The following is a 23,630-nucleotide window of genomic DNA, read 5'->3' as shown; positions in this document are numbered from 1 at the left end:
GGTCAGGCGCTCAGGGCCAGATCGAGTCCCAGGAAGCGCCACAGCGCCCGGCGGGGAATGCGCAGGCCGCTGGGGTGTTCCACGGCGCCCAGGCGGCCGTCGCGGATCCAGCGGCGGACGGTTCGTTCGTGCGTTCCGGTGAAATCGGCGACTTCACTGACTTTCAGAAGTTTGGGCATGTTCTGGTACTGGTCGCTCAGGGTCACGGTCAGACCTCCTTCAACGCAGCGGGGCCGCCCGCAGGCAGCCCCGTTCAGATTCGATGTCAGTGCCGGAAAGCGCGCGGCACGCCAGGATGGGCTTCACGAGCGCGCCGCCCGGCCCACCGCTCAGGCGCGGCGTACGGGGCAGGTGGGGCAGCGTTCGTTTCAACTTGCGACGAAGGTACCACACCGCATATCAGCGGAGCGTCACAGGTCTTGCGCTGATCTTGAGGTCCGGCCCATCCGGTCTTGAGGTTCACTGACCTGCGGGCGGAGGGCGACTGGTTCGCCTGTCGGCGCGGACGGGAGGCCAGCATGCTCTACAGTCAGCGGCGATGAGCGTCCTGTCGCAGCTGTCCGGCACCCTGGTCAACGTCGTCACGGTCCTGCTGGGCACTGCCGTGGGCCTCGCGGTGGGGGGGCGCCTGCCGGAACGGACGCAGCGCACGCTGCTGCAGACCCTGAGTCTGGTGACGCTGTTCATCGGGCTGGACATGGCGGGCAGCCTGAACAGAGTGTCGGGCGGCGCGGTGCCCGGCGTGATCCTGGCGCTGGTCAGTCTGGCGCTGGGGGCCGTGATCGGCGAGGCGCTGGGCATCGAGGAGGCCCTGGAACGCCTGGGCGAGACCCTGAAACGCCGCTTCCGGGGCGGAGGCCGCTTCACGGAGGGGTTCGTGGCGGCCAGTCTGCTGTTCTGCATCGGCCCGATGACCGTGATCGGCGGGCTGCAGAACGGCCTGACCGGCGACAACGCCACGTACGTCCTGAAGGCCACGCTGGACGGCATTGCGGCGCTGGCCCTGGCGGGCGCGTACGGGATCGGGGTGGGCTTCAGCGCGCTGACGGTGCTGCTCGTGCAGGGCGGGATCAGCCTGCTGGCGGGGACCTTTGCCGCCGGGCTGCTGGGCGGCGCGGACCCGCAGGTCCTGAAGACGAACCCGTACGTGCTGCTGGTCACCGGCGCGGGCGGCCTGACCATCATCGGCATCAGCTGGAACCTCATGCTGGCCGGGCTGGGCTTCGAGGACCGCCGCGTTCGGGTGGGCAGCCTGCTGCCGGCCCTGGCCATCGCTCCGCTGGCCCTGTGGCTGGCAGCCCGCCTGAGCTGAACCCGGTCAGCTCTGGGCGCGCCGGACCTGCGCCTGCCACCAGTTGCGCACCCACGCGCGGAAGACCGCGTAGTCGCTGCCCAGCAGGCGCCGGACCTTGCGGTCCTTCTCGGCGTTCATGGCGGCCAGCTTCACGTTCAGCCCCCGGGCAGCTGCGGGATTCAGGGGACGGGCCGCCTGCGCGTAGGCCCGCTCGCTGGACGCCAGCCGCTGGAGTTCCCGCACCTGCGCCACGGTGAGGTCCAGGGTCCGGATCAGCTGATCCCGGTCCGCGCGTCCGGCAGACAGCACGAACAGCCGGGTCAGGACCGCAGAACCCGGCCAGGGGTCCGAGATGGTCTGCGGCGTTCCCTGTGCCGTGACCGGCCCGGTGCCCAGCAGCAGAACAAACATGACGCGCCGCATGGGTTCAGGGTAGGGCACCGGGCGCCCCTGAGGATGTAACCCGACGTTATAGGCCGCCTTTCCACCTCTCATACGCTTGCATCAGCTCATCAAGAATTCTTCAGTCACCCTTGGGAATCCCTTGTGGGACGGTTTTTTATCAGCAACCGGTCAGAGTGGCGGGGTACGGTGCCTCTCACCACAAGGAGGCACCACCATGCTGAAACGAACCCTGATCCTGAGTACCCTTCTGCTCGGCACCGCCAGCGCCAGCCCCGCCAAGATCACCGCCCAGAGCATTATCGTGAACCCCGTCGAGACGAAACTGAACGTGGAAGTCTGGGTGAACAAGGACGCCAGCGGCAAGGCCAACCCCACCTACCGCAAGGGCGAGGCGATCAAGGTGGCCGTCAAGACCAACCAGGACGCCTACGTGTACCTGTTCAACATCAACGCCAACGGCGTCGTCGACCTGTTCTTCCCGAACAACTTCGAGGAGAGCAACTTCGTGCAGGGCGGCGTGACCCGCGTATTCCCGCAGCAGAACGCGAAGTACGGCCTGAACATCGGCGGACCCAACGGTCAGGACCGCCTGCTGGCCCTGGCCAGCACCAAAGAACTGGACCTGACGGACATCGCCAAGTTCGCCAAGGACCAGGGCTTCGCGCAGGTGAGCGTCAAGGGGCAGGAGAATCTGGCCCGCGCGCTGAGTATCGTCGTCAACCCCCTGCCCGCCGACGGCTGGACGACGGACGTGGTGACCTTCAAGGTGGGCGGCACGCCGGTCGCGAACCCCACGCCCGCCATGCCGGGCAGCACGACCGGCACTGTAACCATCACGCCCGGCCAGGGCCAGCAGCCCGCCCCTGCACAACCCACTCCCGCCCAGCCCGCTCCTGCTCAGCCGGCGCAGCCCACGGGCACCATTCAGCCCGGCGAGCGGCAGAACGGCACGCGCGATCAGGCCATGGTGGACGCCTACGCTCGCCTGAAGGGCGACGAGAGTCTCGGTCAGGCCACCACGTACGCCAGCGGCTGGGGCGACGGGCTGTGGCAGAAGTTCAAGGGTGTCGGTGCGTACGGTGACGCCGTGCTGCTTCACGCGAACGGCAGCAGCCGCTCGTACGCCGTGCACGGCATGATCCTGGAACGCTACCTGGCGCTGGCAAAGGGCGAGAACGGCGCCACCCGCCCCCCCAGCCGCCTGGGCTGGGCCGCCGGTGACGAGAAGGTCATCCCGCAGAACAGCCTGGGCACCAGCGGCCTGTACGGCTTCTTCCAGAACGGCGCGCTGTACGGCACCGAGAAGTACGGCACGTTCTGGCTGAGCGGAAACGTCCTGAAGACCTACCAGGGGCTGGGCGGCAGCGGCTCGTTCCTGGGCTTCCCCACCCGTGATCAGTACACCATCAGTGGCGCGTGGGCGGCCGACTTCGAGGGCGGCACCATCCGCACCGTGAACGGCGTGACCAAGGTCTACCGCAAGTAATTCAGGTCGCCTGGACCGCCCCAGTCGGGGCGGTTTTTCGCGTGGTTCAGGGCGCGATCCTCAAGGTGGATGAGTGACGAAAGCGCCTCCATGAGGGTGTGCTTCAGTGGCGGGTCAGCTCCGGGGGGTACCCTGAGCTCACCTCGGAAGAGGTTAAGACCAATCGAACCAGCCGTGCTGCCGGAGGGACCCACACCACGCCCCCGGCCCACCCCCCACCCCCGTCCCGACGCCGCAACGTGCGCGGCCACCACACGGGGTCACAATCGGCACCCCGCCCCCACGGGCAGGGGAACACCCCGCTCCTCACCACCGCTTTCCAGCACCAGGGCCGCTCCCACGCGCAGAGGGAGCGGCCCACACCCATTCCGTCAGCTGAGCTTCGCGCGGAACTCCTCGTACCCGAACGACTTCACGCGCTCGTACGACCCGTCCAGGTGCAGGATGCCGATATCCGGATGCTTCACGCCGTTGAAGAACGTCGTCTTCACCATCGTGTAGTGAATCATGTCATCGAACACCACCCGGTCCCCGACATCCAGGGGCCGGTCGAACACGTACTCCCCGACCACGTCCCCCGCCAGGCAGGTCGTCCCGCCAATGATGAACGCGTGCCCACCCACGCCCTCGGTCGTCTCGCGGTGGTGATCCAGCTCCGGCGGATCGCCCGCACCCAGGATGCGCGGCCGGTACGGCATCTCCAGCACGTCCGGCATGTGCGCCGACACGCTGATGTCCAGCAGCACCGCGTCCTTGACGTTGTGCACCACGTCCAGCACGCTGCTCACCAGCCAGCCCGTCTGCCAGCCGAACGCGCTGCCGGGCTCCAGGATCACGTGCACGCCCCACCGCTCGCGGAAGGCACGCACCACGCGAATCAGGCGCGAAATGTCGTACCCCTCGCGGGTCATCAGGTGCCCCCCGCCGAAGTTCACCCACTTCACGCGCGCCAGCACGTCCCCGAAGTTCCGCTCCAGCACCTCCAGCGTCCGCTCCAGCGTGTCGCTGTCCTTCTCGCACAGCGTATGGAAATGCAGGCCGTCCACGCCGTCCATCAGGTCCATGCGGAACTCGCGCCGCGTCACGCCCAGGCGACTGAACGGCCCAGCCGGGTTGTACAGATCCGTCTCCACCTCGGCGTACTCCGGGTTCACGCGGATACCCACGTGCACGGTGCGGCCCTCCGCCCGCGCCGCCATCACCTGCGGCTTAAAGCGCTCCCACTGCCGGAACGAGTTGAACACCAGGTGATCGGCCAGCGCCAGGATGCGCGGGAACTCCTCATCGCTGTACGCCGGGGCGTACACATGCACCTCGCCCCGCATCTCCTCCCTGGCCAGGATCGCCTCGTTCAGGCTGCTCGCCGTCGCCCCGGTAATCCCGTACTCGCGCAGCATCGGAAACGCCGACCACATCGAGAACCCCTTGAACGCCACGATGATCTGCGCGCCACTCTCCCGCTGCACGTACGAGATCAGTTCCAGGTTCCGGCGCAGCCGCGACTCGTCCAGCACGAACGCCGGACTGGGAATCGCCGCCCAGTCCACCGCGTCCACGGGCGTCACGGCACTCAACTTGAGATCAGAGGGAAAAACAGTCACGCCCCACAGCGTAACGGCTGCGGGGCGCACGGAAGGTCAGCGGGCGTTCAGTGATGACCGAACAGTGCCGCGACGAGGCGCAGTCCCGCCAGGACCAGCATGACCTTCCACCAGACGTCCCAGCGGCTCCGCCGCGCGGGTTCGGGCATTTCCATGGCGGGCGTCTGCGCAGCGGGCATCCGGCAGGCTGCGCGGTCTGCGTTCCACTCCTGCGGGTCCGCGTCGCGCAGCTGCCGCCGGGCAGGTTCATGATTGGCGGCAGCTGCGCGTTCGAGCAGGTGCCGGGCGTAATTGAGGCTGGACTGTAGCGGCGCAGTGTTCACTGGGCGCAGCACACCGTCACTGCCCAGTTCGACCGTCCCGGCACGCAGCTGCTGCGCGAGTTCGACCCGGGCTTCATTGTTGCCTCCGTCTGCAGCGCGGTGCAGGTACTTGAACCGCTGCCGGTCTGACAGCCCGAACTGCTGCTGGTAAGCCGGGAAGTCCTGATAGACATGCCAGCTCATGTCGCCGCTGTACAGGTCAGCGGCTTTCAGAATGTCGCCGCGGGTCTCTGCATTTGGAGTCGGGGCTTCCGAGTCGTACACGATCTGCTCAGCCGCTTCGGTATGCCCCTGGTCCCGCGCGACGCGCAGCGCAGTGAGCGGGTCTGGCAGATTCCAAGTGGGGTGGCGGCGGCGCAGGCGGGCGATCCATACGGCGCTGTCCGGGCCACCCTGCTGGAGGTCACGGGCAAGGAGGGCGCGCAGTCCGGGCAGTTCCGGCTGAATCCAGGACGCAGCCTTGGCCAGTGCCCAGTAGAAGTTCCCGCTCAGGGTCACGGTCGGATCCTTCTCGGCGGCCTGAAGGAAGCGGCGCAGTGCGGCTAGCCGCGCCGGCCCTGGCGAGGCCGCACTGGTCAGGGCGATGAACAGCTGTTCAGCCTGCGGTGGGTGGAGGTCTGCGGCCACACTGGCCCGTTCGATGGCCCGGTCATGATCGCGCGCAAAGTGCATAGCGTGATGCGACACGTGGCTGTGAAATTCCGCCCAGAGGCGCTGCATGTCGGCCTGACCGAGCCGTCCGTCCTCCTGCTGCTGGCGGACGAAACTCAACATGTGTTCCTCGCTACCGCCCCACTCGGTCCGCAGGTTCTTGAGCATCACGCGGCGCAGATGCAGGCTGTTGGGATTGTCCGCGAGCGCGCGCGTGAACCAGTCCGGGTATTGCTGGGCCTGCACATCGTGAAGTTCGAGCTGACAGCCACGCGTGTTGGCGGCACCCGCCACGACGTTCCAGGCCGCCAGGGGACGACTCGTCAGGGTCGTGGCGTTTCGGGCGCACCCGTCCGCCTGTTCCAGAAAGTGCTCCATTGCGCGGTACCCCTGATCGCTGACGTGGACCGACGTGGTCTGCCCTCGCGCTTCCCAGGCTCGGCCCAGGAACCACCCGGCGAGCGCCACCTGCGGGGCGTACGTGCCGGGGTGCGCCTCGGTCCACTTCTGGAAGCCCTCCCCGAGGGTCAGGTCGGAGGTCTGGAACGCGCGAAAGGCCTGCAACAGGTCGCCTTCGCTGACCCGCCCGGCCTCGAACCGGGCCTGCAGGTCGGTGAGGTGGGCGTGCAGGGGTTCGATATCGCGGGCGCGCAGCAGGTTCAGGAGATCCGGACCGTTCATGTAACCTTCATGCTAGCGGAGATCTGAAGTCGTGCCGCACGCACATGCCCACCACGCCGCACTTGCTGAGCGGGCGCACCGGGGATGACCACCTCACCCGGCGGTGAATTTCAACGTGCCTTCGGGCGCGCTGTCCCGGTTCAGGGTGGGCACGATGGTGCTGGTGCTCAGTCCGGCTGCTGCGCGGACGTCCTCGCCCAGGCCCAGGCGGTTCAGGTGCTGTCCGTGCCCGCTGCTGCCCAGGGCTTCGAGGGGGTTGCCGCAGTTACGGCGGACGGTCAGGGCGATGCGGGCGCCGTCGTCGATGGTGAATTCGCCCATGGCAAGCAGGTACTCGGCGAGCACCCCGGCGGCGTACACGTCTTCCAGGCCGACGTGCTCGTCGGTGCCGGCGCAGACGATGGCGATCTCCTCGGTGGCGGTGGCGCGGGCGCGGCGGGCGGCGGCGTGCGCGTTCGTCAGGGCGGCCAGGAATATGTGTTTCCCGGTCTGCGCGGCGATGTGGGCGGCGCCGGTGCCGTTGGTGGTGTTCATGACGACCGTCTTGCCGGTGAAGTTCTGCCCGGCGGCCTCGACGGGGCTGTTGCCGAAGTCGAAGCCGGGGATGGGCAGCCCGCCGCGTTCCCCGCCGAGGAGGTAGGGGCTGCCTTCCGTGCGGAGGTTCAGGGCGACGTCGGGCGTGGCGGTCAGCAGGAGGGCGTCCGCGCCGCGTTCGAGGTACGTGATGGCGGTGGTGGTGGCGCGCAGGACGTCGATGACGACGACCACGTCGGGGTACGTGCCGTGGGGGAGGAGATCGACCCGGAGGCGCATGTTATTTCAGGGCCTCACGCAGGCGTTCCAGTCCGGCCTGAGCGCCGCCGGGGCCGAACACGGCGCTGCCCGCGACGAGGTTGCTCGCCCCGGCGTTCACGACGGCGCGGGCGTTCGTGGCGCTGACGCCGCCGTCCACCTGCAGTTCGGCGGGGCTGCCGATCTCGTCGAGCCAGCGGCGGACGGTGCGGATGCGCTCCAGGCTGTGCGGGATGAACTTCTGCCCGCCGAAGCCGGGGTTGACGCTCATGATCAGGACGAGGTCCACGTCGGCCAGGACGGGTCGCAGGGTTTCGAGGGGCGTGCCGGGGTTCAGGGTGACGCCCGCCTGCTTGCCCAGTTCCTTGATCTGCTGCACGGCGCGGTGGATGTGGGGGGTGCTCTCGACGTGCACGGTGAGGCCATCCGCGCCGGCGTCGGCGAAGTCCCGCAGGTACCGTTCGGGCCGGTCGATCATCAGGTGCACGTCCATGAACAGACTGCTGGCGGCGCGGGCGGCGGCCAGGATGGGCAGCCCGAAGCTGATATTCGGGACGAACTGGCCGTCCATGACGTCCACGTGGGCCCAGTCTGCACTCTCGATGGCGTTCAGTTCTTCGCCCAGGCGGGCGAAGTCGCTGGCCAGGATGCTGGGCGCGAGCTTCACGGGTCTCGCTGAGGGGGTGTCGGCGGTCACGGGCAGAAGCTTAGCATTCCCCACACTCTGATTTCACGGGGGGCGAAGCAGGAGCGGTGTTTTCTCACTGACACAGAATGATGTGGGGCGGGGCTGTCCCACACGCGGGAACAGCCTTCAGGAGCCGGGACCGAACGACCGTTTGGTGCGCGTGCGGGGTGGGTGGCATGATGGCGGCAGCACACGGAGGAACACACATGCCCGACCTGAGTGCCTGGAAAGCCCAGGCCAGCAAGGACCTGAAAGGCGCCGACGTTTCGCGCCTGAACCGCGAGACGCCCGAGGGCATCACCCTTCAGGCCCTGTACACCGCAGACGACACCCGCGACGTGGACACCGCGTCCCTGCCGGGCCTGCCGCCCTTCACGCGCGGCCCCCGCGCCACCATGTATGCCGCGCGCCCCTGGACCATCCGGCAGTACGCGGGCTTCAGTACCGCCGAGGAATCGAACGCGTTCTACCGCCGTAACCTCGCCGCGGGGCAGAAGGGCCTGTCGGTCGCGTTCGATCTCGCCACGCACCGCGGGTACGACAGCGACCACCCGCGCGTGGTGGGCGATGTGGGCAAGGCCGGGGTCGCCATCGACAGCGTCGAGGACATGAAGATCCTCTTCGACGGCATTCCGTTGAGCGAAATGTCGGTGTCCATGACCATGAACGGCGCGGTCCTGCCGATCCTCGCCGGGTACATCGTGGCGGGGCTGGAGCAGGGCGCGACGCTGGACCAGCTGTCCGGGACCATCCAGAACGACATCCTGAAAGAGTTCATGGTCCGCAACACGTACATCTACCCGCCGGCGCCCAGCATGCGGATCATCGCGGACATCATCGAGTTCACGGCGCAGCAGATGCCACGCTTCAACTCGATTTCCATCAGCGGGTACCACATCCAGGAGGCCGGGGCGAACGCCGCGCTGGAACTCGCCTACACCCTCGCCGACGGGCTGGAGTACGTGAAGGCCGCGCTCGGCAAGGGCCTGCACATCGACGAGTTCGCGCCGCGCCTGAGTTTCTTCTTCGGGATCGGCATGAACTTCTACATGGAGGTCGCCAAGCTCCGCGCCGCCCGACTCCTGTGGAGCGAACTCATGGCGCCCTTCGAGCCGAAAAACCCCATGAGCCGCGCGCTGCGCACCCACTGCCAGACGAGCGGCTGGAGCCTCACCGAGCAGGACCCGTACAACAACGTCATCCGCACGACCGTCGAGGCCATGGCCGCCGTGTTCGGCGGCACGCAGAGCCTGCACACGAACTCCTTCGACGAGGCCATCGGCCTGCCCACCGACTTCAGCGCCCGGATTGCCCGCAACACCCAGCTGGTCATCCAGGAGGAAACGGGCATCCCGCACGTCGTGGACCCCTGGGGCGGCAGCTTCATGATGGAACGCCTCACCCACGACCTCGCGGAGAAGGCGCGGGAACTGATGCGGGAGGTCGAGTCGCTGGGCGGCATGGCGAAGGCCATCGAGAGCGGCGTGCCGAAACTGCGCATCGAGGAGTCCGCCGCGCGCAAACAGGCCCGCATTGACCGGGGCGAGGACGTCATCGTCGGCGTGAACAAGTACCGCCCCACGCAGGACACCCCGGTGGACGTGCTGGACATCGACAACGCCGCCGTGCGGGACGCGCAGATCGCCCGCCTGAACCGCGTGCGGGAAACGCGCGACCCGCAGGCCGTGCAGGCCGCCCTCGCGGCCCTGGAACACGCCGCCCGCAGCGGGTCAGGCAACCTGCTGGCCCTGAGCGTGACCGCCATGCAGGCCCGCTGCACGGTGGGCGAGGTCAGCGACGCCCTGGAGCGCGCCTGGGGCCGCCACGCCGCCGAGATCCGCACCCTGAGTGGCGTGTACGCCGCCGGGTACGACGGCGACGCGGGCTTCGCGTCCCTCCAGGGTGAGATCGAGGCCTTTGCCGAAGCCGAGGGCCGCCGCCCCCGCATCCTCGTCGTGAAGATGGGCCAGGACGGCCACGACCGCGGCGCGAAGGTCATCGCCACGGGCTTCGCCGACCTGGGCTTCGACGTGGACGTCGGCCCCCTCTTCCAGACGCCCGACGAGGCCGCGCGTCAGGCCATCGAGAACGACGTGCATGTGGTGGGCGTCAGCAGTCAGGCCGCCGGACACAAGACCCTCGTCCCGCAACTGATCGCCGCGCTGCGCGAGCAGGGCGCCGGGGACATCCTCGTCGTCGTGGGCGGCGTCATCCCGCAACAGGACTACCCCGCGCTGCGCGAGGCAGGTGCGGCAGGCATCTTCGGCCCCGGCACCCCCATCCTCAGCAGCGCCCGCGAGGTGCTGAACCTCCTGCGAGCGCGCGAACAGGCGTGAGCGAACCCCAGCCCAGCCCCGCACCCTCTGACCCACTCGCCCAGACGTGGCGCTGGGCCGGGTGCGGCGGCATGGCTCTCGGCGCGCTCGGCGCCCTGGTCGGCGCGCTGCTGGTCCTTCCCTCACTGGGCACAGGCTTCGTGCTGGTGCTCGCGGGAGGCGGCCCGGACTCGACGGACACCCTGTCCGAGATCCGGTCCGGCACGGCCCTGCTGTACGGCTCGGGTGTCCTGTTCGTGGTGGGACTCATCGCGTTCGCGGTGTCGTACCAGTTCCGCCCGGTCGAGGAGCCATGACACTCGCGTCCCGCAACCTCTACCCGCCGCCCCGCGTACCTGCCCTCATGTTGAAGCGACTGAGGGCTGTGGCGGCGTGTGCCGTGCTGGGCGTAGCTGGGTTGAGCGGTGCGGATGCTGCCGGGATGAGCCTGCCCGCGCCGCCTGCGGGGCCGCCCGCGCAGGTGGGGGGTCTGCGGGTGTGTGAGCGGGGGGACACGACGTACCTGCTGGACCGTTCGGGCCGGGTGCGGAGCCTGACGTACGCGCGGCTGGTGCCGGACAACCGGTTGTGGGTGCGGCAGAGTTACGACCGCGCCGGGCGCCTGACGGGCCTCAGCGTCAGCTGGAGTGGCTTCGCCGGTCGCCTGCTGGACGTGCGTGGGTCGTTCGACGCGCGGGGACGTCTGGTGAAGGAGACGGGGTTCCGCGCGCGGGGCGTGACGACGCCGCTGAGGTCGTACCTGCGCGTAGTGCCGGGGGGGCTGACATGCTGAAATGGGTGATGCTGGCGCTGCTGCTGAGTGCGCCTCTGTCGGGTGGGGCCGCACTGGCGGGCGGAGTGGGCAACCCGGTGAGCCTCTCTCCTGTGGTGTCCGCGCGGGCGGTCGTGACCGGGAACGACGCGGCGCTGGGAGGCTGGCGGGCGTTCCAGGGCTCGTCGATGCCCTGCATCATGGACGCGTTCTTCGACGTGCAGACGTGGACGGACGCGCGCGGCACGGTGCGGCGGCTGGTGTTCCGCGCGGCATCCGGCTGGAACCCGGACCGGACCGAGCAGCGCATCGACTGGGACGACGCGGGCCGCCCCCGCGCGTACTCGTGGGTGCTGCGCCGCACGCCCGGCCAGGACGCCGTGGCCGCGCGGATCGAACGGCTGATCGGCCCGGACGGGCAGGTCGTGCAGACCCGCGAGTGGGGCGACGTGCAGCCCGAGCACCGCGTCCCCTGGCCAACCCTGGAACGCGAACTGCGCCCCGCCGACCTGATAGAGAGGTTCACTTGTCCGCCGCTGCCCATCCCCTGACGCGCCTGCTGCTGCTGGCGTGCCTGACCGGAGGGGCAGGCGCGGCGGACTGGCCCGCGGGCTGGTCGGTCCGGACGTTCGAACTGCCCGCATGCGGTCCTCTGGACCAGCAGACCTTCGAGCAGGTGCAGGAGGTCCGCGACCGGTCCGGGCGGGTGCAGCAGCTGGAGTTCAGCTACACGAGCGTCATGGACGCCGTGACGCACCTGACGTTCACCCGGTACGCGAACGGAGGCTGGAAGACGGTGACGTGGACGGCGCAGGGCGACTGGGACTTCGGGACGATCGCGTGGACGCTGGGCGCGGACGGTCGGGTGATCCGGGTGACGACCTCGGGTCAGCGGGACGGCGTGCGGTACTCACGTTCGCCCCGGCCGCAGGACATGCCCCTGCCTGCGGCGTTCCGGTTCACGCCGTCCCCCACAGCCTACACGGCGCTGAACTGCGCGGAGTTGACATCATGGCCCATCCTCTGACGCTGCCGCTGCTGTCGGGCGCACGGCGGGCGCTGGCGAAGGCGATCACGCTGGTGGAGTCCACGCGGCCCGAGCATGAGGCGCAGGCACAGGCCCTCCTGTCGGAGGTGCTGCCGCGTGCGGGGCGGTCGGTGCGGATCGGCCTGACGGGCGTGCCGGGCGTCGGCAAGAGCACGTTCATCGAGGCGCTGGGCGTGCGGCTGGCCGACGCGGGGCACCGAGTGGCGGTGCTGGCGGTCGACCCCAGCAGTGCCCGGACGGGCGGCAGCATCATGGGCGACAAGACACGCATGCCGCGCCTGACGGTACACCCGAACGCGTTCATCCGCCCCAGCCCCAGCGGGGGCACGCTGGGCGGCGTGGCGCGGCGCACGCGGGAATCCATCACGCTGTGCGAGGCGGCGGGTTTCGACGTGATCCTCGTGGAGACGGTCGGCGTGGGCCAGAGCGAGACGCAGGTGGCGGCCATGACGGACCTGTTCGTGCTGCTGACCCTCCCGAACGCCGGGGACGAGTTGCAGGGCATCAAGCGGGGGATCATGGAACTCGCGGACGTGTGCGTGGTGAACAAGGCGGACGTCAGCCCGCAGGCGGCAGTGCGCGCCCAGACGGAGTTGCGCACCGCGCTGACGCTGCTCACACCGCACGACGCACCGTGGCGGCCCGTGGCACTGCGGGCCTCCGCGTTGACCGGCGAGGGCCTGGACGCCGTGTGGAGCACCGTCGAGGCGTACCGCGCCGCGGTGGACCTGCGCGAGAAGCGGCAGCGGCAGGCGGCGCAGTGGTTCGACGAACTGCTGCGCGAGGCCGCCTGGCGGGCGTTCCAGGCGGGCCTCGACCCGGCGCGGCTGCACGCCCTGCGCGGCGAGGTCCTGCGTGGCGAACGCACGGCGGTGCAGGGCGTCGCAGCGTTGCTGGCGGACGACCCTACGCGTCCGGGGTGACGCTCAGGTCCATGCTGGGCGTGGCGGGTGACACCCAGGGGTTGCCGCGGATCGTGAAGCGCCACGGGAGGGTGCGGCCCTCGCGGATGCCGATGCGGGCGGTGACCTCGACCATCTCGTCCGGGAGGGGGGCGGGGGGCGGCAGGAGGTGCAGTTCCGGGGCGTTCACGGGCCGCCCGCTGATCCGCGCGGGGTCCAGTCCCAGGGCGTACACGAGTTTGGCGGGGCCGTTCGTCAGGTCGCGTTCGCGCGTGACGGGCCGGAAGGTCAGCATGTGCCCCAGTCCCTCCAGCGGCTCGATGGCGCGGATCAGGACGCTGGCCGACACACCCTCCGGGCGGCACGCGACCTGAAGCAGTGGGTGGCCGTGCGCCGTCCAGAACAGCCACGTGCCGGGCGGGATGGCCATGTCGGCACTGCGGGCGGCGTGGAAGCGTCCGGCGGTGCAGGCGGGGTCGCGGGGGCAGTCGTAAGCTTCGACCTCCACGATCCGCCCGGTCAGGCGTGCGCCGTCGTCCAGCACGCGCACGAGCGTCCCTCCCAGCAGCGCGCGCGCGACGGGGACCGGGTCACCCCGGAAGTGCGTGGGCGGCAGCGGGGTGGTCAAGGCCGGGTGCGGTACGTGTAGATCGTCGCCCCGAGGAACGCCAGTACGCCCAGTCCCAGGAAGGCCCACTGTCCGGCAGGCAGCGTGTCGCCCTGCGCGAGGCGGAGGGCCGCGCCGGACACGGGCAGGCTAAGGAGGGTGGCGCAGACGGGCAGGAGCGGGGCGGGGAATGTACTGGGCACGCCGCGTGAACGCCAGACGGCGACGGCGGTCCACAGCAGCGCGGCGAGGGGCAGGGCAGCGCAGGCGAGACGCAGGGGGCGGTCGTCGGGGATGACCGTCAGGAACAGGACGTTGAAGGCGACCGCGCAGGTCAGGATCACCAGGAACAGCGCGCCTGTGCTCACGCTGGGCGCCGGGCCTGTGACTTCGGGGGACGACATGACCTCTACCCTACCCCGGCGCGGAGCAGGTCGCCTTCGTAGATGCGGCGGATGGTGGCCTCGATGTCCGGTTCGCGCACGGTGAGGTCGCGGACGGGGGCGTGCGCCGTGACGCGGGCGATGGGGTCCGCGGCGGCGCCCGTGAAGGCGTACGTGGCGCGGCCCGCCGCGTGGCTCAGGAGGGTGAGGCCGGGCACGTCGGGTTGAGCGACGGGAGCTTCGAAGTCCACGTGCAGTTCGCGCTGCGAGCCGTACGCGGCCTGAAGTCGGGCAAGGTCGCCGTCGAAGAGCAGTTGCCCGTGGTCGATGATCAGCACGCGCCGCGCGAGGCGTTCCACGTCCCCGAGGTCGTGCGTGGTGAGGAGCACCGTGACCTCCCGTTCGCGGTTGACGTGCGCGATGAAGTCCCGGATGCGTTCCTTGGCGACGACGTCCAGACCGACGGTGGGTTCGTCGAGGAACAGCAGTTCGGGGTCGTGCAGCAGCGCGGCGGCGAGGTCGGCGCGCATCCGCTGCCCCAGCGACAGCGCGCGGGCGGGCGTGTGTAGGAACGGCCCGAGGTCGAGCAGGTCCGTGAAGGTGGTCAGGTTCGCCTGCCACGTCGCATGCGGGATGCGGTAGACGTGCCGCAGGAGGCGCAGGCTCTCGATGACCGGCAGGTCCCACCAGAGGGTGGTGCGCTGCCCGAACACTGCGCCCAGACGCGCGACGTGGCGGCGGCGGTCCTGCCAGGGCGTCAGGCCGCCCACCGTGACGGTGCCGCTGTCGGGCACGAGCAGGCCGGTGAGGATCTTGACGGTGGTGCTCTTCCCCGCCCCGTTCGGCCCGAGGTACCCGACGATCTCGCCGCGTGGAATGTGGAAGGACACGTCCCGGACGGCCTCATGGGTGCGCCGCTGCGCGCTCAGGAAGCGGCCGGTGCGGGTGGTGAAGGTCTTGCGCAGGTGCTCGACGTGAATCATGGGGTGCCTCCCTTCGGGTCTGTGGCGAGCGGTGTCATACGGACTCCGATTGAATGGTTTGTACAAACCGTTCAATCCGAGCGGATGCGAGAAGGAGCAAAGCGGGTTCCGGACGTGGAGTTGACGGATCGGCGGTGTTCCGATCTGTCAACGAAACAAACGGAATCCGTATCATGTGCCGGTGCCCTGGTAGTGGCGCACGCCGACGCGCCAGAACACGAACGCCCCGGCCAGCACGAGTGGTCCGGCCAGCGGTCCGATCAGCGCGGCCCAGTCTGGGAGTCCGTCGGGCAGGGGGCGGCCCAGCAGGTGCAGGGCGGGCAGGTAGCTCAGGAACGCGGCGGGGATCAGGTACGTGAAGGTGCGGCGCAGCCACGCGCTGTAGATGTCCATGGGGTAGCTGATCAGGGTGCGGCCGCCGTAGGTGAGGGCGTTCATGGCCTCGACGCTGTCCACCGTCCAGAACGTCAGGGTGCCGCCGATGACGAACAGCCCGCCGAAGAAGCAGATCATGCCCAGCACGGCGGCGGTCAGGAGGGCAGCCGTTTCGGGCCCGGCGGCCAGCGGGGCGTGCAGGAGGCCGTACGCGGCGATGGCGGCGGCGAGCAGCACGCGTGGCAGGCGGCGCAGCGCGAAGTCCGACGCGAACACCTGCAATGTCAGGGGAGCGGGGCGCAGCAGGAAGGTGCTGAATGAGCCGCTGCGGACGTGCGCGGAGAGGTTGGGCGCGTCGAAGCCGCCGAACAGGATGTCCATGAGGACAAACGCGAGTTCCGCGAGGCCGTACAGCAGGCAGATCTCGCCCAGCGTCCAGCCGCCCAGCCCGCCGAAGCGCGGGAGGACCAGCGCGAGGGCGGCGAATTCGGCGGCGGTGATCAGCAGGCTGCCCAGCGCGTCGAGGATGAATGAGGTGCGGTGCGCGCCCTGCGAGCGGATCTGCGCGCCCAGCAGCCGCAGGTACAGGGTCAGGTGATGCCGCAGGTTATCCACCGGCGACCTCCAGCCGCCGCAGGCCCGCGCGGAGCGTGACCCGGCAGGCGAGCAGCAGCGCCACGGTCCAGGCCAGTTGCGTCCCCAGTGCCGCCCACGCCGCCGGGCCGCTGGTGACGCCCACCCAGAGTTCCACGGTGGTGTTCAGCATGCCAGGGAAGGGCGTCCTGGCCAGCACGGCACGAAAACCTTCGGGGAAGAAGGCCAGGGGCATCAGGAAGCCGCAGCCCAGGCCCAGCACCGCCCACGCGAAGCGCCCGAAACCCACGGCGTCCGGCGACCAGAACGCCGCGCAGTTCACCAGGAAGCGGAACAGGAACCCGCACGCCCAGGCCAGCAGGACGCTCAGGGTGACCTGCGCCCAGGCGAGCGGGCCGGGCGGCCAGTTCAGACCCCAGATGACCTGGAAGATCGCCAGCATGGGCAGGCCTCGCAGCACCAGTTGCCCCAGGGCGCGCCCGGCGTCCTGCGCGGCCCAGAACACCAGCAGGCTGGCGGGGCGCAGCAGGTCGGCCGTCACCTCGCCCCGGTGGATGACGCGCATGAAGTCGAACCAGCCGAACAGGCTGAACGCCATGATGAACGCCTGGGTCAGGCCGGTGTACGTGATGGCGTCCTGCGGGGTGTACCCGGCCACCTGCGGGCGCGTACCGAACAGCGCCAGCAGCACCGCGACGCGCAGCAGGCCGAAGAAGGAGTTGGTGATCAGGCCCCACAGGGCCGCCTGCGGGTACGCGAACTGCCGCTGGAAGCCCAGCCGGGCGACGGCCAGGGGCAGCGCCAGCGATGAGCGACGTGAAACAGGTCCCCCCGTGGGGGGGGCGGGCATCGTGGTCATGAATTCCTCCCTCCTCCAGTTGCCGAACCGGAAGCGTTCAGGGTACCCGGCGGGCCGGGCTGGGCGGAATACGCCGGGTGGCGGAGGGGATGCGGGGGTGTGCGTCAGGGTTTCCTGAACGCCGGGCGGATGGACGCCCCGGGCGCGCGGCTTACGCTGGGCGCATTCCAAGGGAGGAACACACCATGATGGACATCTTCAACATGCTGGGCGGGATGGGGCAGGCGCAGGAACGCATCGGGCGGCAGGCGGGCACCAGTCCGGACCAGACGCAGGCGGCCATGCAGGCGGCGCTGCCGCTGCTGCTGGGCGCCCTGACCCGCAACGCCACGCAGCCCGGCGGCCTCGACGCCCTGAGCGGCGCCCTGAGCCGTCACGACGGTTCGGCGCTGGACGCCTTCGCGGGCGGGCAGGTGCCCGACACGCGCGACGGGCAGAAGATCCTCGGGCACGTGTTCGGTGGGCAGCAGACCCAGGCGGCGCAGGCGGTCAGCAAGCGCGCCGGGATCGACCCGCAGCTCGCCATGCAGATCCTGAGCATGCTGGCCCCGCTGGTGCTGGCGTACCTGGGCCGTCAGCGGCAGGGCGGCGGAGCCGCGAACCCCACCAATAGCGGCGGCGCAGGCGGCGGCCCGGACCTCGGCAGCATCCTGGGCGGTCTGGTGGGCGGCGGCGGGCTGGGTGGCCTGCTCGGCGGGCTGCTGGGCGGCGGCCAGTCGCAGGGGCAGGTGCCCCAGCAGACGCCCCGGATGGACAGCGGGCTGGGCGGCGGCCTCGGTGGCGGTCTCGGCGGGAGTGTCCTGCCGGGCTACCCGGACGCGGGCCGCAGCGCCCCTGCTCAGCCGCAGATGGGGCAGTCGCAGGGCGGTGACCTGTTCGGCACGCTGAACCGCGCGCTGGACGGCGACCGGGACGGCAACGCCCTGGACGACCTGATCGGCATGTTCGGTGGACGCCGCTGACGGAAACAAGAACAGCGGAGGCCCGGTCGCACGCAGCGCCGGGCCTCTCTCCTGTTTCATGCGGATTCCGTTTTGCTCCTGCTCGCTCTGCTGCGCAGCTCTGCGAGTCCGCTCGGATTGAACGGTCTTTGCAGCCCATTCAATCGGCGTCCGTATCAGTTCAGCTGCTCAGGCACGCGGCGGGGCGTGAGGCCTTCGGTGAAGGTGGCGAGCAGCGCGCCGATGGCGGCGCCCAGCAGCGGGCCGACCCAGTACACCCACTGGTCCGTCCAGTTCCCGCCGATCAGGGCGGGGCCGAAGGCGCGGGCGGGGTTCATGGCGGCGCCGGTCAGGGGGCCGGTGGCGAGGATGTCCGCGACGATGGTCAGGCCGACGATCAGGCCGCCCAGGACGTGCCGCTGGTGAATGGCGACCTTCACGATCACCAGGACCAGGAAGGCGGTGGCGATCACCTCGGCCAGGAGGCCGCCGCCCAGCGTGACGCCGCTCAGGGCGGGCGTGCCGTAGCCGATGGCCTGCATGCGGGCGGGTCCGGCGACACCCAGCGCGGCCAGGGCGCCCAGGGCCGCGCCGATCAGCTGCGCGGGAATGAAGCTGAGGGTGGTGCGCCAGTCCTGGTGGCCGCTGAGGCTCAGGGCGACGCTGACGGCGGGGTTGAACTGGCCGCCGCTGACGGTGCCGAGCGCCATGGCCATCACGGCGATGATCAGGCCGTGCGCGAAGGCGACGCCCAGCAGGGTGGCTTCATTGTTGATGGCGAGCAGGCCGGTGAAGACCAGCGCGAAGGTTCCGATGAGTTCGGCGGTGAGTTTCTGGGGTGACATCCGCGTCACTGTAGCGGGCGTGCGGATGTCTGGACAATCACCCCCGGAGTGGTGTGGGGCGGCCCTGGGCGCGGCGGTCAGGCGGTGCGCTGGCGCGAGCGGGGCAGGTAGCCGGGGGGCGTGTCGCCCTCGCCCGCGAAGAGGCTGGTGGTCAGGTACCGCGCGCCGGTGTCGCAGGCGATGGTGGCGACGCGCTTGCCGGGGCCTAGGCGGCGGGCGACCTCCAGCGCGGCCCAGGCCATGGCGCCGCTGCTCATGCCGACGAACACGCCTTCCTCCTGCGCCAGGCGGCGGGCCAGGGGGTAGGCGTCTTCCTCCCAGACGTCGATGACGTCGTCGATGACGCTGCGGTCGAGGTTGTCCGGGATGAAGCCGGGGCCCATGCCCTGGAAGCCGTGGGTGCCCATCTCGCCGCCGGTGAGGACGTTGCTGCGGGCGGGTTCGCACGCGATGATCTGCACGGCGGGGTTCATGCGTTTGAGGTACCGGCCGACGCCGCTGATGGTGCCGCCGGTGCCGCTGCCGTACACGAACGCGTCGATGCGGCCGTCCATCTGGTCCCACAGTTCGGGGCCGGTGGTGCGTTCGTGCACGGCGGGGTTGGCGGGGTTCCCGAACTGGTTCATCATGACCGCGCCGCGCTCGTGTACGAGTTTCTCGGCTTCCTCGATGGCCGCCAGCATCCGGCGGGCCGGGTCGGTGAGGATCAGTTCGGCGCCGTAGGCGACGAGGGTGCGTTTGCGTTCCTCGCTCATGCTGGCGGGCATGCACAGGATCAGCTTGTAGCCCTTGGCGGCGGCGACCTGCGCCAGGCCGATGCCGGTGTTGCCGCTGGTGGGTTCCACGATGATCCCGCCGGGCTGCAGGACGCCGCGCCGTTCAGCGTCCTCGATCAGGCCCAGGGCGGTGCGGTCCTTGATGCTGCCGCCGGGGTTCTGACCTTCGAGTTTCACGAACACGTCGGCCATGCCGGGCTCGACGACGCGCGTCAGTTGCAGGAGGGGGGTGTGCCCGATGAGGGACTCGATCATGGCGTTCAGGATAGGCGCTGCCGGGCTGCACGATGGTCGCGGCGCAGACAGGTCACGGAACGCATCCGCCCGCGCCGGGGTGGGCGGGGCGGATGCGCGCGGGGTCTTCAGCTCAGGCGGTCGTCGGGCGTGACCGGGAGGGTCGCGGGGCGGCGCTCGTCGGTACTGCCGGGAGTGGGCTGGGCGCTGGTCTGTGCACTGGTCTGGGCGGGGTGCAGCGGGTCGGGCTGGCTGTCTAAGGCGGCCTCGCCGGTCGCGTCGGGGCGGCTGGCCAGCGGGTCGAGGTGCGGGGTTTCCTTGTTGACGCTGTCCACGAGGATGTCCAGCACGTCGCCGTCGCGGGCGGCCTGCACGGCCTTGTTGGTGACGATCTCGCCGACGTTCAGGATGATGCTGTCGTCCGGCGCGAGGATCACGCGGGTCACGGGGCGGCCCAGGGCGTCGCGGACCTTCTGCTCCTGCGCGTCGTGCTGGCGCTGGTCGATGACCTGTTCGGCCTGTTCGCGCTTGTCGCCCAGCCAGTTCCTGGCGCGGTCGATGAGGTTCCCGGCGCTCTCGCTGACGGTGCCCAGGCCCTGACTGACGGCACTGGTGGTGGCGGCAGCGGGGCGCGTGCCGGTGGTGGCGTCGATCAGGGCCTGCTGGACGCCCACGTGCTGCGCGCGTTCCAGGATGGCGGGCGTGACGATCTGGCCCTGCGCGGCGACGAGGCTGCCGCCGGGGGCGCGCACGTCGGTCTTCACGCGGCGGCCTACGGTCGCCTCGGGGCTGTCCGGGTCGATCTGCTGGCGCTGACGCAGGCCGTCCACGCCCTCCTGGATGGCGCCGCCGGTCGCGGCGGCGGTCAGGGCGGCGAGGCGGCCGGTCTGCTCGGCGCGGTCGGCCTGGAAGGTCGTGATGGTCGCTCCGGCGGGCACGATGACCTCGCCGGCGTCGGTGGTGATCTCGCTGCGGGCGGTCTTGCCGGTCACGTACGCCTTCTGGCGTTCGGCGGTGGCGCCCTTGACGTCGTCGTAGGATTCCTGCACGCGGTCGCGGGCCGTGCCGTACGCCTCGGCGAGGGTGCCGCCGGTGGCGGCGGTGGCGAGCGCGGCGAGCTTCCCGGCGACCTCGGCGTCGTCGGCGTGCGCGGCGGTGATCGTCTCGCCCTTCGCGACGATCAGGTGGCCGTCCGCGGCGGTGATGTCTCCACCGGCGGTCTTGCCGACCACGTATTCCTTCTGGCGTTCGCGGGTGGCCTCGGCGATGTTCTCGTAGGTGCCCTTGACGCCCTCGGCGGCGGTGCCCACGGCTTCCTTGACGCTGTCGGCGGCGCTGCTCAGGGCGCCTTTCAGGCCGCCGTCGTCCTGCTCCTGCATAGCCTGCGCCACGCTGATGGGGACGATGGCGGTGTCCGCGCCGATCTGCACGCTTTCGGGGGCGGGCACGAAGGTGCGGCCGCTGCTCAGGTCGGCGAACAGGCCGCCGGTGGCCTCGTAGCCCTCGACGCGGCCGGTGTGCTCGTCGAAGAACACGTCGGCGATGCGGCCCAGGTTCTGTCCGTCGGTGGTCAGCAGGGTCAGGCCGATCAGGCTGGCCTTGCTGTCCAGCGCCTCTTTCAGGCGGCCGTCCTCGCGGGTGGTGGTGACGTCGTCGGCCGTGCCGATCATGATGGCGTCCTCGCCGACGCTGCGGATGCGGTCGAAGGGGACGACCTTGGCGGCGCTGAACCAGCCGCCCTCGTCGACGAGCAGGCCCAGCACCTGGTTGGCCTGGTGGTCGAAGATGACGTCGTGAACGCGGTCGATCTTCTCGCCGGTGCCGACCGCGACGATGGAGCGGTTGAGGATGTCTTTGCCTTTGATCATGGGGTCTCCGGGAGGGGCGTCAGAAGCCCAGGTTGAGCAGGCCCTGCGGTTTGAGGTACAGGAAGTAGGCGAGCAGGAACAGCACGATCAGGATCACGAGGATGAGCAGCGCGCGGCTGCCGCCTCCGCCGGGTTTGCCTTTCAGTCGGGTCATGGGGCCTCCACCGGGGAGTCTATGGACGTGGGGGGGTTCACTCCGTGCGGGACGCGTGACCGTGACTTGACTGAACCTTGCGGGCCTCTTTATGCAGGGCGGGGCTAGCCTGAGGGCATGAGTGCCTCTGCGTCTCCCCTGCCGTTCCTGCGCCCGCCGGGCGCGCCGCCCACGTCGTCCGAGCGGGCGCTGTCCGAGTTGCCCCTGACGGTCCTGGTGGGGGTGACGGGGGTGGGCAAGAGCACGGCCCTGTCGGCGCTGACGGGTTCGGATGCGGGCGTGCGGGTGCTGCCGGACCGGCGCGAGGTGACGGACGCCGTGATGATCCTCCCCGCGACGGGTGGCGTGCCCGTGCGGGACCGCGAGGAACGATTCCGCCTGACGGCCGCGTACCGCGAGGCGCATCCGGGCGGGATGGCGCAGGCGCTGGGGTCGCTGATCGCGGACACGGCGCACTGGGGCGAGGCGCCGGTGTTCGACGGGCTGCGGGGCCTGGACGAGGTGGGGTACGCAGCGCAGGCGTTCCCCGCGTGGCGGTTCGTGGCGCTGGGCGCGCCGGACCTCGTGCGGGTGCGGCGACTGCTGGGCCGCGCGGACGCCTTCGATCAGGTAGTGGGCGGCTCAGGCAGAGCACTGCGGGAGGAACTGGCGGCGTTGAAGGGCGTGGACGCGGTGTTCAACGGCGCGGACCTCGACGAGCTGGCCGCGCTGCCCGCTCAGGGGTTCGCCCCGGCGGATGTGCTGGCGAAGGTGAAGATCGTGGTGTCCGAACGACGCAACTACGACCCGGCCGCCGCCGAGGCGTTCCTGCGGACCCTACCGCCCGCGCGGGCGCTGGTGCTCGACACCGTGTTGCTCGACCCGGCTGGCGTCGCGGCGGCGGTCCAGGCCTGGGCGGGGGGTGAGGCGTGAGCGCCCCGACCGTCGCGCGCCTGGAGGGCGTTCCCTTCCGGCTGCCGCTGACGTCCGCGCTGGCGTGGGGGGCGCACTCGGCCCTGAGTGCCGCCGAGCACGTGCTGGTGCGGGTGACCCTCTCGGACGGGACGGTGGGCATGGCGGAGGCCACGCCGCGCCCGACGATCTACGGCGAGACGACCGCGAGCGTGCTGGGCATCCTGGCGCATCTGGAGGCGGGGCTGGTGGGCCTGCCGATCACGGACGAGGCGGCCCTGAACCGCGTGCGGAACAGTGTCGTGAACAACCACACGGCGCGCGGCGCGCTGGACATGGCGCTGCACGACGCCCGCGCCCGCGCGCAGGGAGTCACGCTGTTCGACACGCTGCTGGGGCCGAACACGCGGGTGCGGCCCAGTTTCATCCTGGGGATCGCCCCGCCGCAGGAGATGCTGGACGAGGCGCGGCGCGTGGTAGCGGCGGGCGTGCGCTGCCTGAAGGTGAAGGTGGGCCGCGAGCACGAGCGGGACCTGCGCGTGATCCGCGAGCTGCGCGCCGAGTTCGGCCCGGACGTGCTGCTGTACGCGGACAGCAACGAGACCCTGACGCCGCAGTCGGCTCCGGCGGCGCTGGACGCGATGCGCGAGGCGGGGCTGATGTACGTCGAGGAGCCGCTGCCCGCCCGGAACCTGCGGGCGCGGGCCGAATTGCACGCGCAGGGGCGCCTGCCGGTCGTGGCGGACGACTCGTGCTTCACCCCGGCGGATCTGGAGCGGGAACTGGACTTCGATACCTTCGACGTGCTGAACGTGAAGACGGCCCGGAACGGCTTCACGGACGGGGTGCAGATGCTGCAGAGGGCGGCGGCGGCCGGGAAGCGCGGCATGGTGGGCTCGCAGGCGAGTACGGGCCTGGGCACCATTCACGCGGCGCTGCTGTCCACGCAGGCGGAGGTGACCGAGCCGTGCGAACTGAGTTTCGTGCTGAAGTTGCGGGACGACCTGCTGAGTGGCCCGATCGAGTTCCGGGACGGGTGGCTGGATGTGAATTCCCTGAGAGACCTGTGTGTGGATGACCGACAGCTGAGTCGATACCGGCTTTCATGAAGGACCTGTCCAGGCAGTTGCACACGCGGAAACGCCAAGTTGACCACACAACC

Annotated in this window: 26 protein-coding genes; 11 read left to right on the top strand and 15 right to left on the bottom strand. The window is 70.2% G+C overall.

Annotation, left to right across the window (positions count from 1 at the left end):
• Nucleotides 1–2: 2 nt before the first annotated feature.
• Nucleotides 3–179 carry a helix-turn-helix domain-containing protein gene (locus IEY69_RS01305; protein WP_373290998.1) on the bottom strand — a complete coding sequence of 59 codons (177 nt, stop codon included), beginning with the start codon at nucleotides 177–179 and terminating at the stop codon, nucleotides 3–5.
• Nucleotides 180–538: 359 nt separating this feature from the next.
• Between IEY69_RS01305 and IEY69_RS01300 the strand changes: the two genes are divergently transcribed.
• A complete protein-coding gene (locus IEY69_RS01300; RefSeq protein WP_189071356.1) occupies nucleotides 539–1,312 on the top strand; it encodes a DUF554 domain-containing protein in 774 nt (257 codons plus the stop codon).
• Between the two features lie 6 nt (nucleotides 1,313–1,318).
• On the opposite strand, the gene IEY69_RS01295 is transcribed toward IEY69_RS01300, so the two are convergent.
• Nucleotides 1,319–1,717, bottom strand: a complete 399-nt coding sequence (locus tag IEY69_RS01295; RefSeq protein ID WP_229783532.1) for a hypothetical protein — start codon at nucleotides 1,715–1,717, stop codon at nucleotides 1,319–1,321.
• 196 nt (nucleotides 1,718–1,913) lie between these two features.
• Between IEY69_RS01295 and IEY69_RS01290 the strand changes: the two genes are divergently transcribed.
• Nucleotides 1,914–3,185: a DUF4384 domain-containing protein gene (locus IEY69_RS01290; protein WP_189071355.1), complete on the top strand. Its 1,272-nt coding sequence runs from the start codon at nucleotides 1,914–1,916 to the stop codon at nucleotides 3,183–3,185.
• A 371-nt stretch (nucleotides 3,186–3,556) separates the two neighbouring features.
• Here the strand turns inward: IEY69_RS01290 and nspC are convergent, their stop codons facing one another.
• From nspC to rpe, 4 genes are all read right to left on the bottom strand, one after another.
• Nucleotides 3,557–4,786 (bottom strand): carboxynorspermidine decarboxylase, encoded by a 1,230-nt coding sequence (nspC, locus tag IEY69_RS01285; RefSeq protein WP_189071354.1) that lies wholly within the window; start codon nucleotides 4,784–4,786, stop codon nucleotides 3,557–3,559.
• 47 nt (nucleotides 4,787–4,833) lie between these two features.
• Entirely contained in the window at nucleotides 4,834–6,441 is a 1,608-nt protein-coding gene (locus IEY69_RS01280) for a hypothetical protein (protein ID WP_189071353.1), read from the bottom strand.
• A gap of 93 nt (nucleotides 6,442–6,534) precedes the next feature.
• Nucleotides 6,535–7,254 carry a 2-phosphosulfolactate phosphatase gene (locus tag IEY69_RS01275; protein ID WP_189071352.1) on the bottom strand — a complete coding sequence of 240 codons (720 nt, stop codon included), beginning with the start codon at nucleotides 7,252–7,254 and terminating at the stop codon, nucleotides 6,535–6,537.
• A 1-nt stretch (nucleotide 7,255) separates the two neighbouring features.
• Entirely contained in the window at nucleotides 7,256–7,930 is a 675-nt protein-coding gene (rpe, locus tag IEY69_RS01270) for a ribulose-phosphate 3-epimerase (protein WP_229783531.1), read from the bottom strand.
• A gap of 197 nt (nucleotides 7,931–8,127) precedes the next feature.
• Here rpe and scpA point away from each other — a divergent pair, with 197 nt between their 5' ends.
• The 6 genes from scpA (at nucleotide 8,128) to meaB (ending at nucleotide 12,979) form a co-directional block, all read left to right on the top strand.
• A complete protein-coding gene (gene scpA / locus IEY69_RS01265) occupies nucleotides 8,128–10,257 on the top strand; it encodes a methylmalonyl-CoA mutase (protein WP_189071351.1) in 2,130 nt (709 codons plus the stop codon).
• Nucleotides 10,258–10,328: 71 nt separating this feature from the next.
• Nucleotides 10,329–10,553 (top strand): hypothetical protein, encoded by a 225-nt coding sequence (locus IEY69_RS01260; protein ID WP_189071350.1) that lies wholly within the window; start codon nucleotides 10,329–10,331, stop codon nucleotides 10,551–10,553.
• A gap of 125 nt (nucleotides 10,554–10,678) precedes the next feature.
• Complete coding sequence (locus IEY69_RS01255; protein WP_189071349.1) at nucleotides 10,679–11,029, top strand: hypothetical protein; 351 nt, start codon at nucleotides 10,679–10,681, stop codon at nucleotides 11,027–11,029.
• Nucleotides 11,023–11,559, top strand: coding sequence for a hypothetical protein (locus tag IEY69_RS01250; protein ID WP_189071348.1), 537 nt, complete (start codon nucleotides 11,023–11,025; stop codon nucleotides 11,557–11,559). Before IEY69_RS01255 ends, IEY69_RS01250 begins: the two co-directional genes overlap by 7 nt.
• Nucleotides 11,535–12,035 (top strand): hypothetical protein, encoded by a 501-nt coding sequence (locus IEY69_RS01245; protein ID WP_189071347.1) that lies wholly within the window; start codon nucleotides 11,535–11,537, stop codon nucleotides 12,033–12,035. Before IEY69_RS01250 ends, IEY69_RS01245 begins: the two co-directional genes overlap by 25 nt.
• The gene (meaB, locus tag IEY69_RS01240; protein WP_189071346.1) at nucleotides 12,020–12,979 is read left to right on the top strand and encodes a methylmalonyl Co-A mutase-associated GTPase MeaB; all 960 of its coding nucleotides are present in this window, start codon (nucleotides 12,020–12,022) and stop codon (nucleotides 12,977–12,979) included. The genes IEY69_RS01245 and meaB overlap by 16 nt, the downstream gene beginning before the upstream one ends.
• On the opposite strand, the gene IEY69_RS01235 is transcribed toward meaB, so the two are convergent.
• The 5 genes from IEY69_RS01235 to IEY69_RS01215 all read right to left on the bottom strand — a co-directional run bounded on the left by IEY69_RS01235 (nucleotide 12,963) and on the right by IEY69_RS01215 (nucleotide 16,759).
• Nucleotides 12,963–13,586 (bottom strand): DNA-3-methyladenine glycosylase, encoded by a 624-nt coding sequence (locus IEY69_RS01235; protein ID WP_189071345.1) that lies wholly within the window; start codon nucleotides 13,584–13,586, stop codon nucleotides 12,963–12,965. The genes meaB and IEY69_RS01235 overlap by 17 nt on opposite strands.
• A complete protein-coding gene (locus IEY69_RS01230; RefSeq protein WP_189071344.1) occupies nucleotides 13,583–13,969 on the bottom strand; it encodes a hypothetical protein in 387 nt (128 codons plus the stop codon). The genes IEY69_RS01235 and IEY69_RS01230 overlap by 4 nt, the downstream gene beginning before the upstream one ends.
• A gap of 5 nt (nucleotides 13,970–13,974) precedes the next feature.
• Nucleotides 13,975–14,931: an ABC transporter ATP-binding protein gene (locus tag IEY69_RS01225; protein ID WP_189071343.1), complete on the bottom strand. Its 957-nt coding sequence runs from the start codon at nucleotides 14,929–14,931 to the stop codon at nucleotides 13,975–13,977.
• 171 nt (nucleotides 14,932–15,102) lie between these two features.
• Complete coding sequence (locus tag IEY69_RS01220) at nucleotides 15,103–15,921, bottom strand: ABC transporter permease (RefSeq protein WP_229783530.1); 819 nt, start codon at nucleotides 15,919–15,921, stop codon at nucleotides 15,103–15,105.
• On the bottom strand, nucleotides 15,914–16,759 hold the full coding sequence (locus IEY69_RS01215) for an ABC transporter permease (RefSeq protein ID WP_229783529.1): 846 nt from the start codon (nucleotides 16,757–16,759) through the stop codon (nucleotides 15,914–15,916). The genes IEY69_RS01220 and IEY69_RS01215 overlap by 8 nt, the downstream gene beginning before the upstream one ends.
• A gap of 185 nt (nucleotides 16,760–16,944) precedes the next feature.
• Between IEY69_RS01215 and IEY69_RS01210 the strand changes: the two genes are divergently transcribed.
• Complete coding sequence (locus IEY69_RS01210) at nucleotides 16,945–17,721, top strand: DUF937 domain-containing protein (RefSeq protein ID WP_189071342.1); 777 nt, start codon at nucleotides 16,945–16,947, stop codon at nucleotides 17,719–17,721.
• 155 nt (nucleotides 17,722–17,876) lie between these two features.
• On the opposite strand, the gene IEY69_RS01205 is transcribed toward IEY69_RS01210, so the two are convergent.
• From IEY69_RS01205 to IEY69_RS21900, 4 genes are all read right to left on the bottom strand, one after another.
• Nucleotides 17,877–18,545 (bottom strand): MIP/aquaporin family protein, encoded by a 669-nt coding sequence (locus IEY69_RS01205; RefSeq protein ID WP_189071341.1) that lies wholly within the window; start codon nucleotides 18,543–18,545, stop codon nucleotides 17,877–17,879.
• 77 nt (nucleotides 18,546–18,622) lie between these two features.
• Nucleotides 18,623–19,576 carry a cysteine synthase A gene (gene cysK / locus IEY69_RS01200; RefSeq protein WP_189071340.1) on the bottom strand — a complete coding sequence of 318 codons (954 nt, stop codon included), beginning with the start codon at nucleotides 19,574–19,576 and terminating at the stop codon, nucleotides 18,623–18,625.
• 107 nt (nucleotides 19,577–19,683) lie between these two features.
• A complete protein-coding gene (locus tag IEY69_RS01195) occupies nucleotides 19,684–21,423 on the bottom strand; it encodes a PRC-barrel domain-containing protein (RefSeq protein WP_189071339.1) in 1,740 nt (579 codons plus the stop codon).
• 19 nt (nucleotides 21,424–21,442) lie between these two features.
• Entirely contained in the window at nucleotides 21,443–21,577 is a 135-nt protein-coding gene (locus IEY69_RS21900; RefSeq protein WP_268243842.1) for a hypothetical protein, read from the bottom strand.
• Between the two features lie 117 nt (nucleotides 21,578–21,694).
• Here IEY69_RS21900 and IEY69_RS01190 point away from each other — a divergent pair, with 117 nt between their 5' ends.
• Together IEY69_RS01190 and IEY69_RS01185 are read left to right on the top strand one after the other, a co-directional pair.
• On the top strand, nucleotides 21,695–22,489 hold the full coding sequence (locus IEY69_RS01190; protein ID WP_189071338.1) for a DEAD/DEAH box helicase family protein: 795 nt from the start codon (nucleotides 21,695–21,697) through the stop codon (nucleotides 22,487–22,489).
• A complete protein-coding gene (locus tag IEY69_RS01185; RefSeq protein ID WP_189071337.1) occupies nucleotides 22,486–23,577 on the top strand; it encodes an enolase C-terminal domain-like protein in 1,092 nt (363 codons plus the stop codon). The genes IEY69_RS01190 and IEY69_RS01185 overlap by 4 nt, the downstream gene beginning before the upstream one ends.
• The last annotated feature ends 53 nt before the right edge of the window (nucleotides 23,578–23,630 follow it).

It is taken from the genome of Deinococcus sedimenti, from assembly GCF_014648135.1.
Taxonomy (GTDB): Bacteria; Deinococcota; Deinococci; order Deinococcales; family Deinococcaceae; genus Deinococcus; species Deinococcus sedimenti.
The sequence above is the reverse complement of the archived record's forward strand: the minus strand, read 5'-3'. Positions and strand labels throughout refer to the sequence as shown.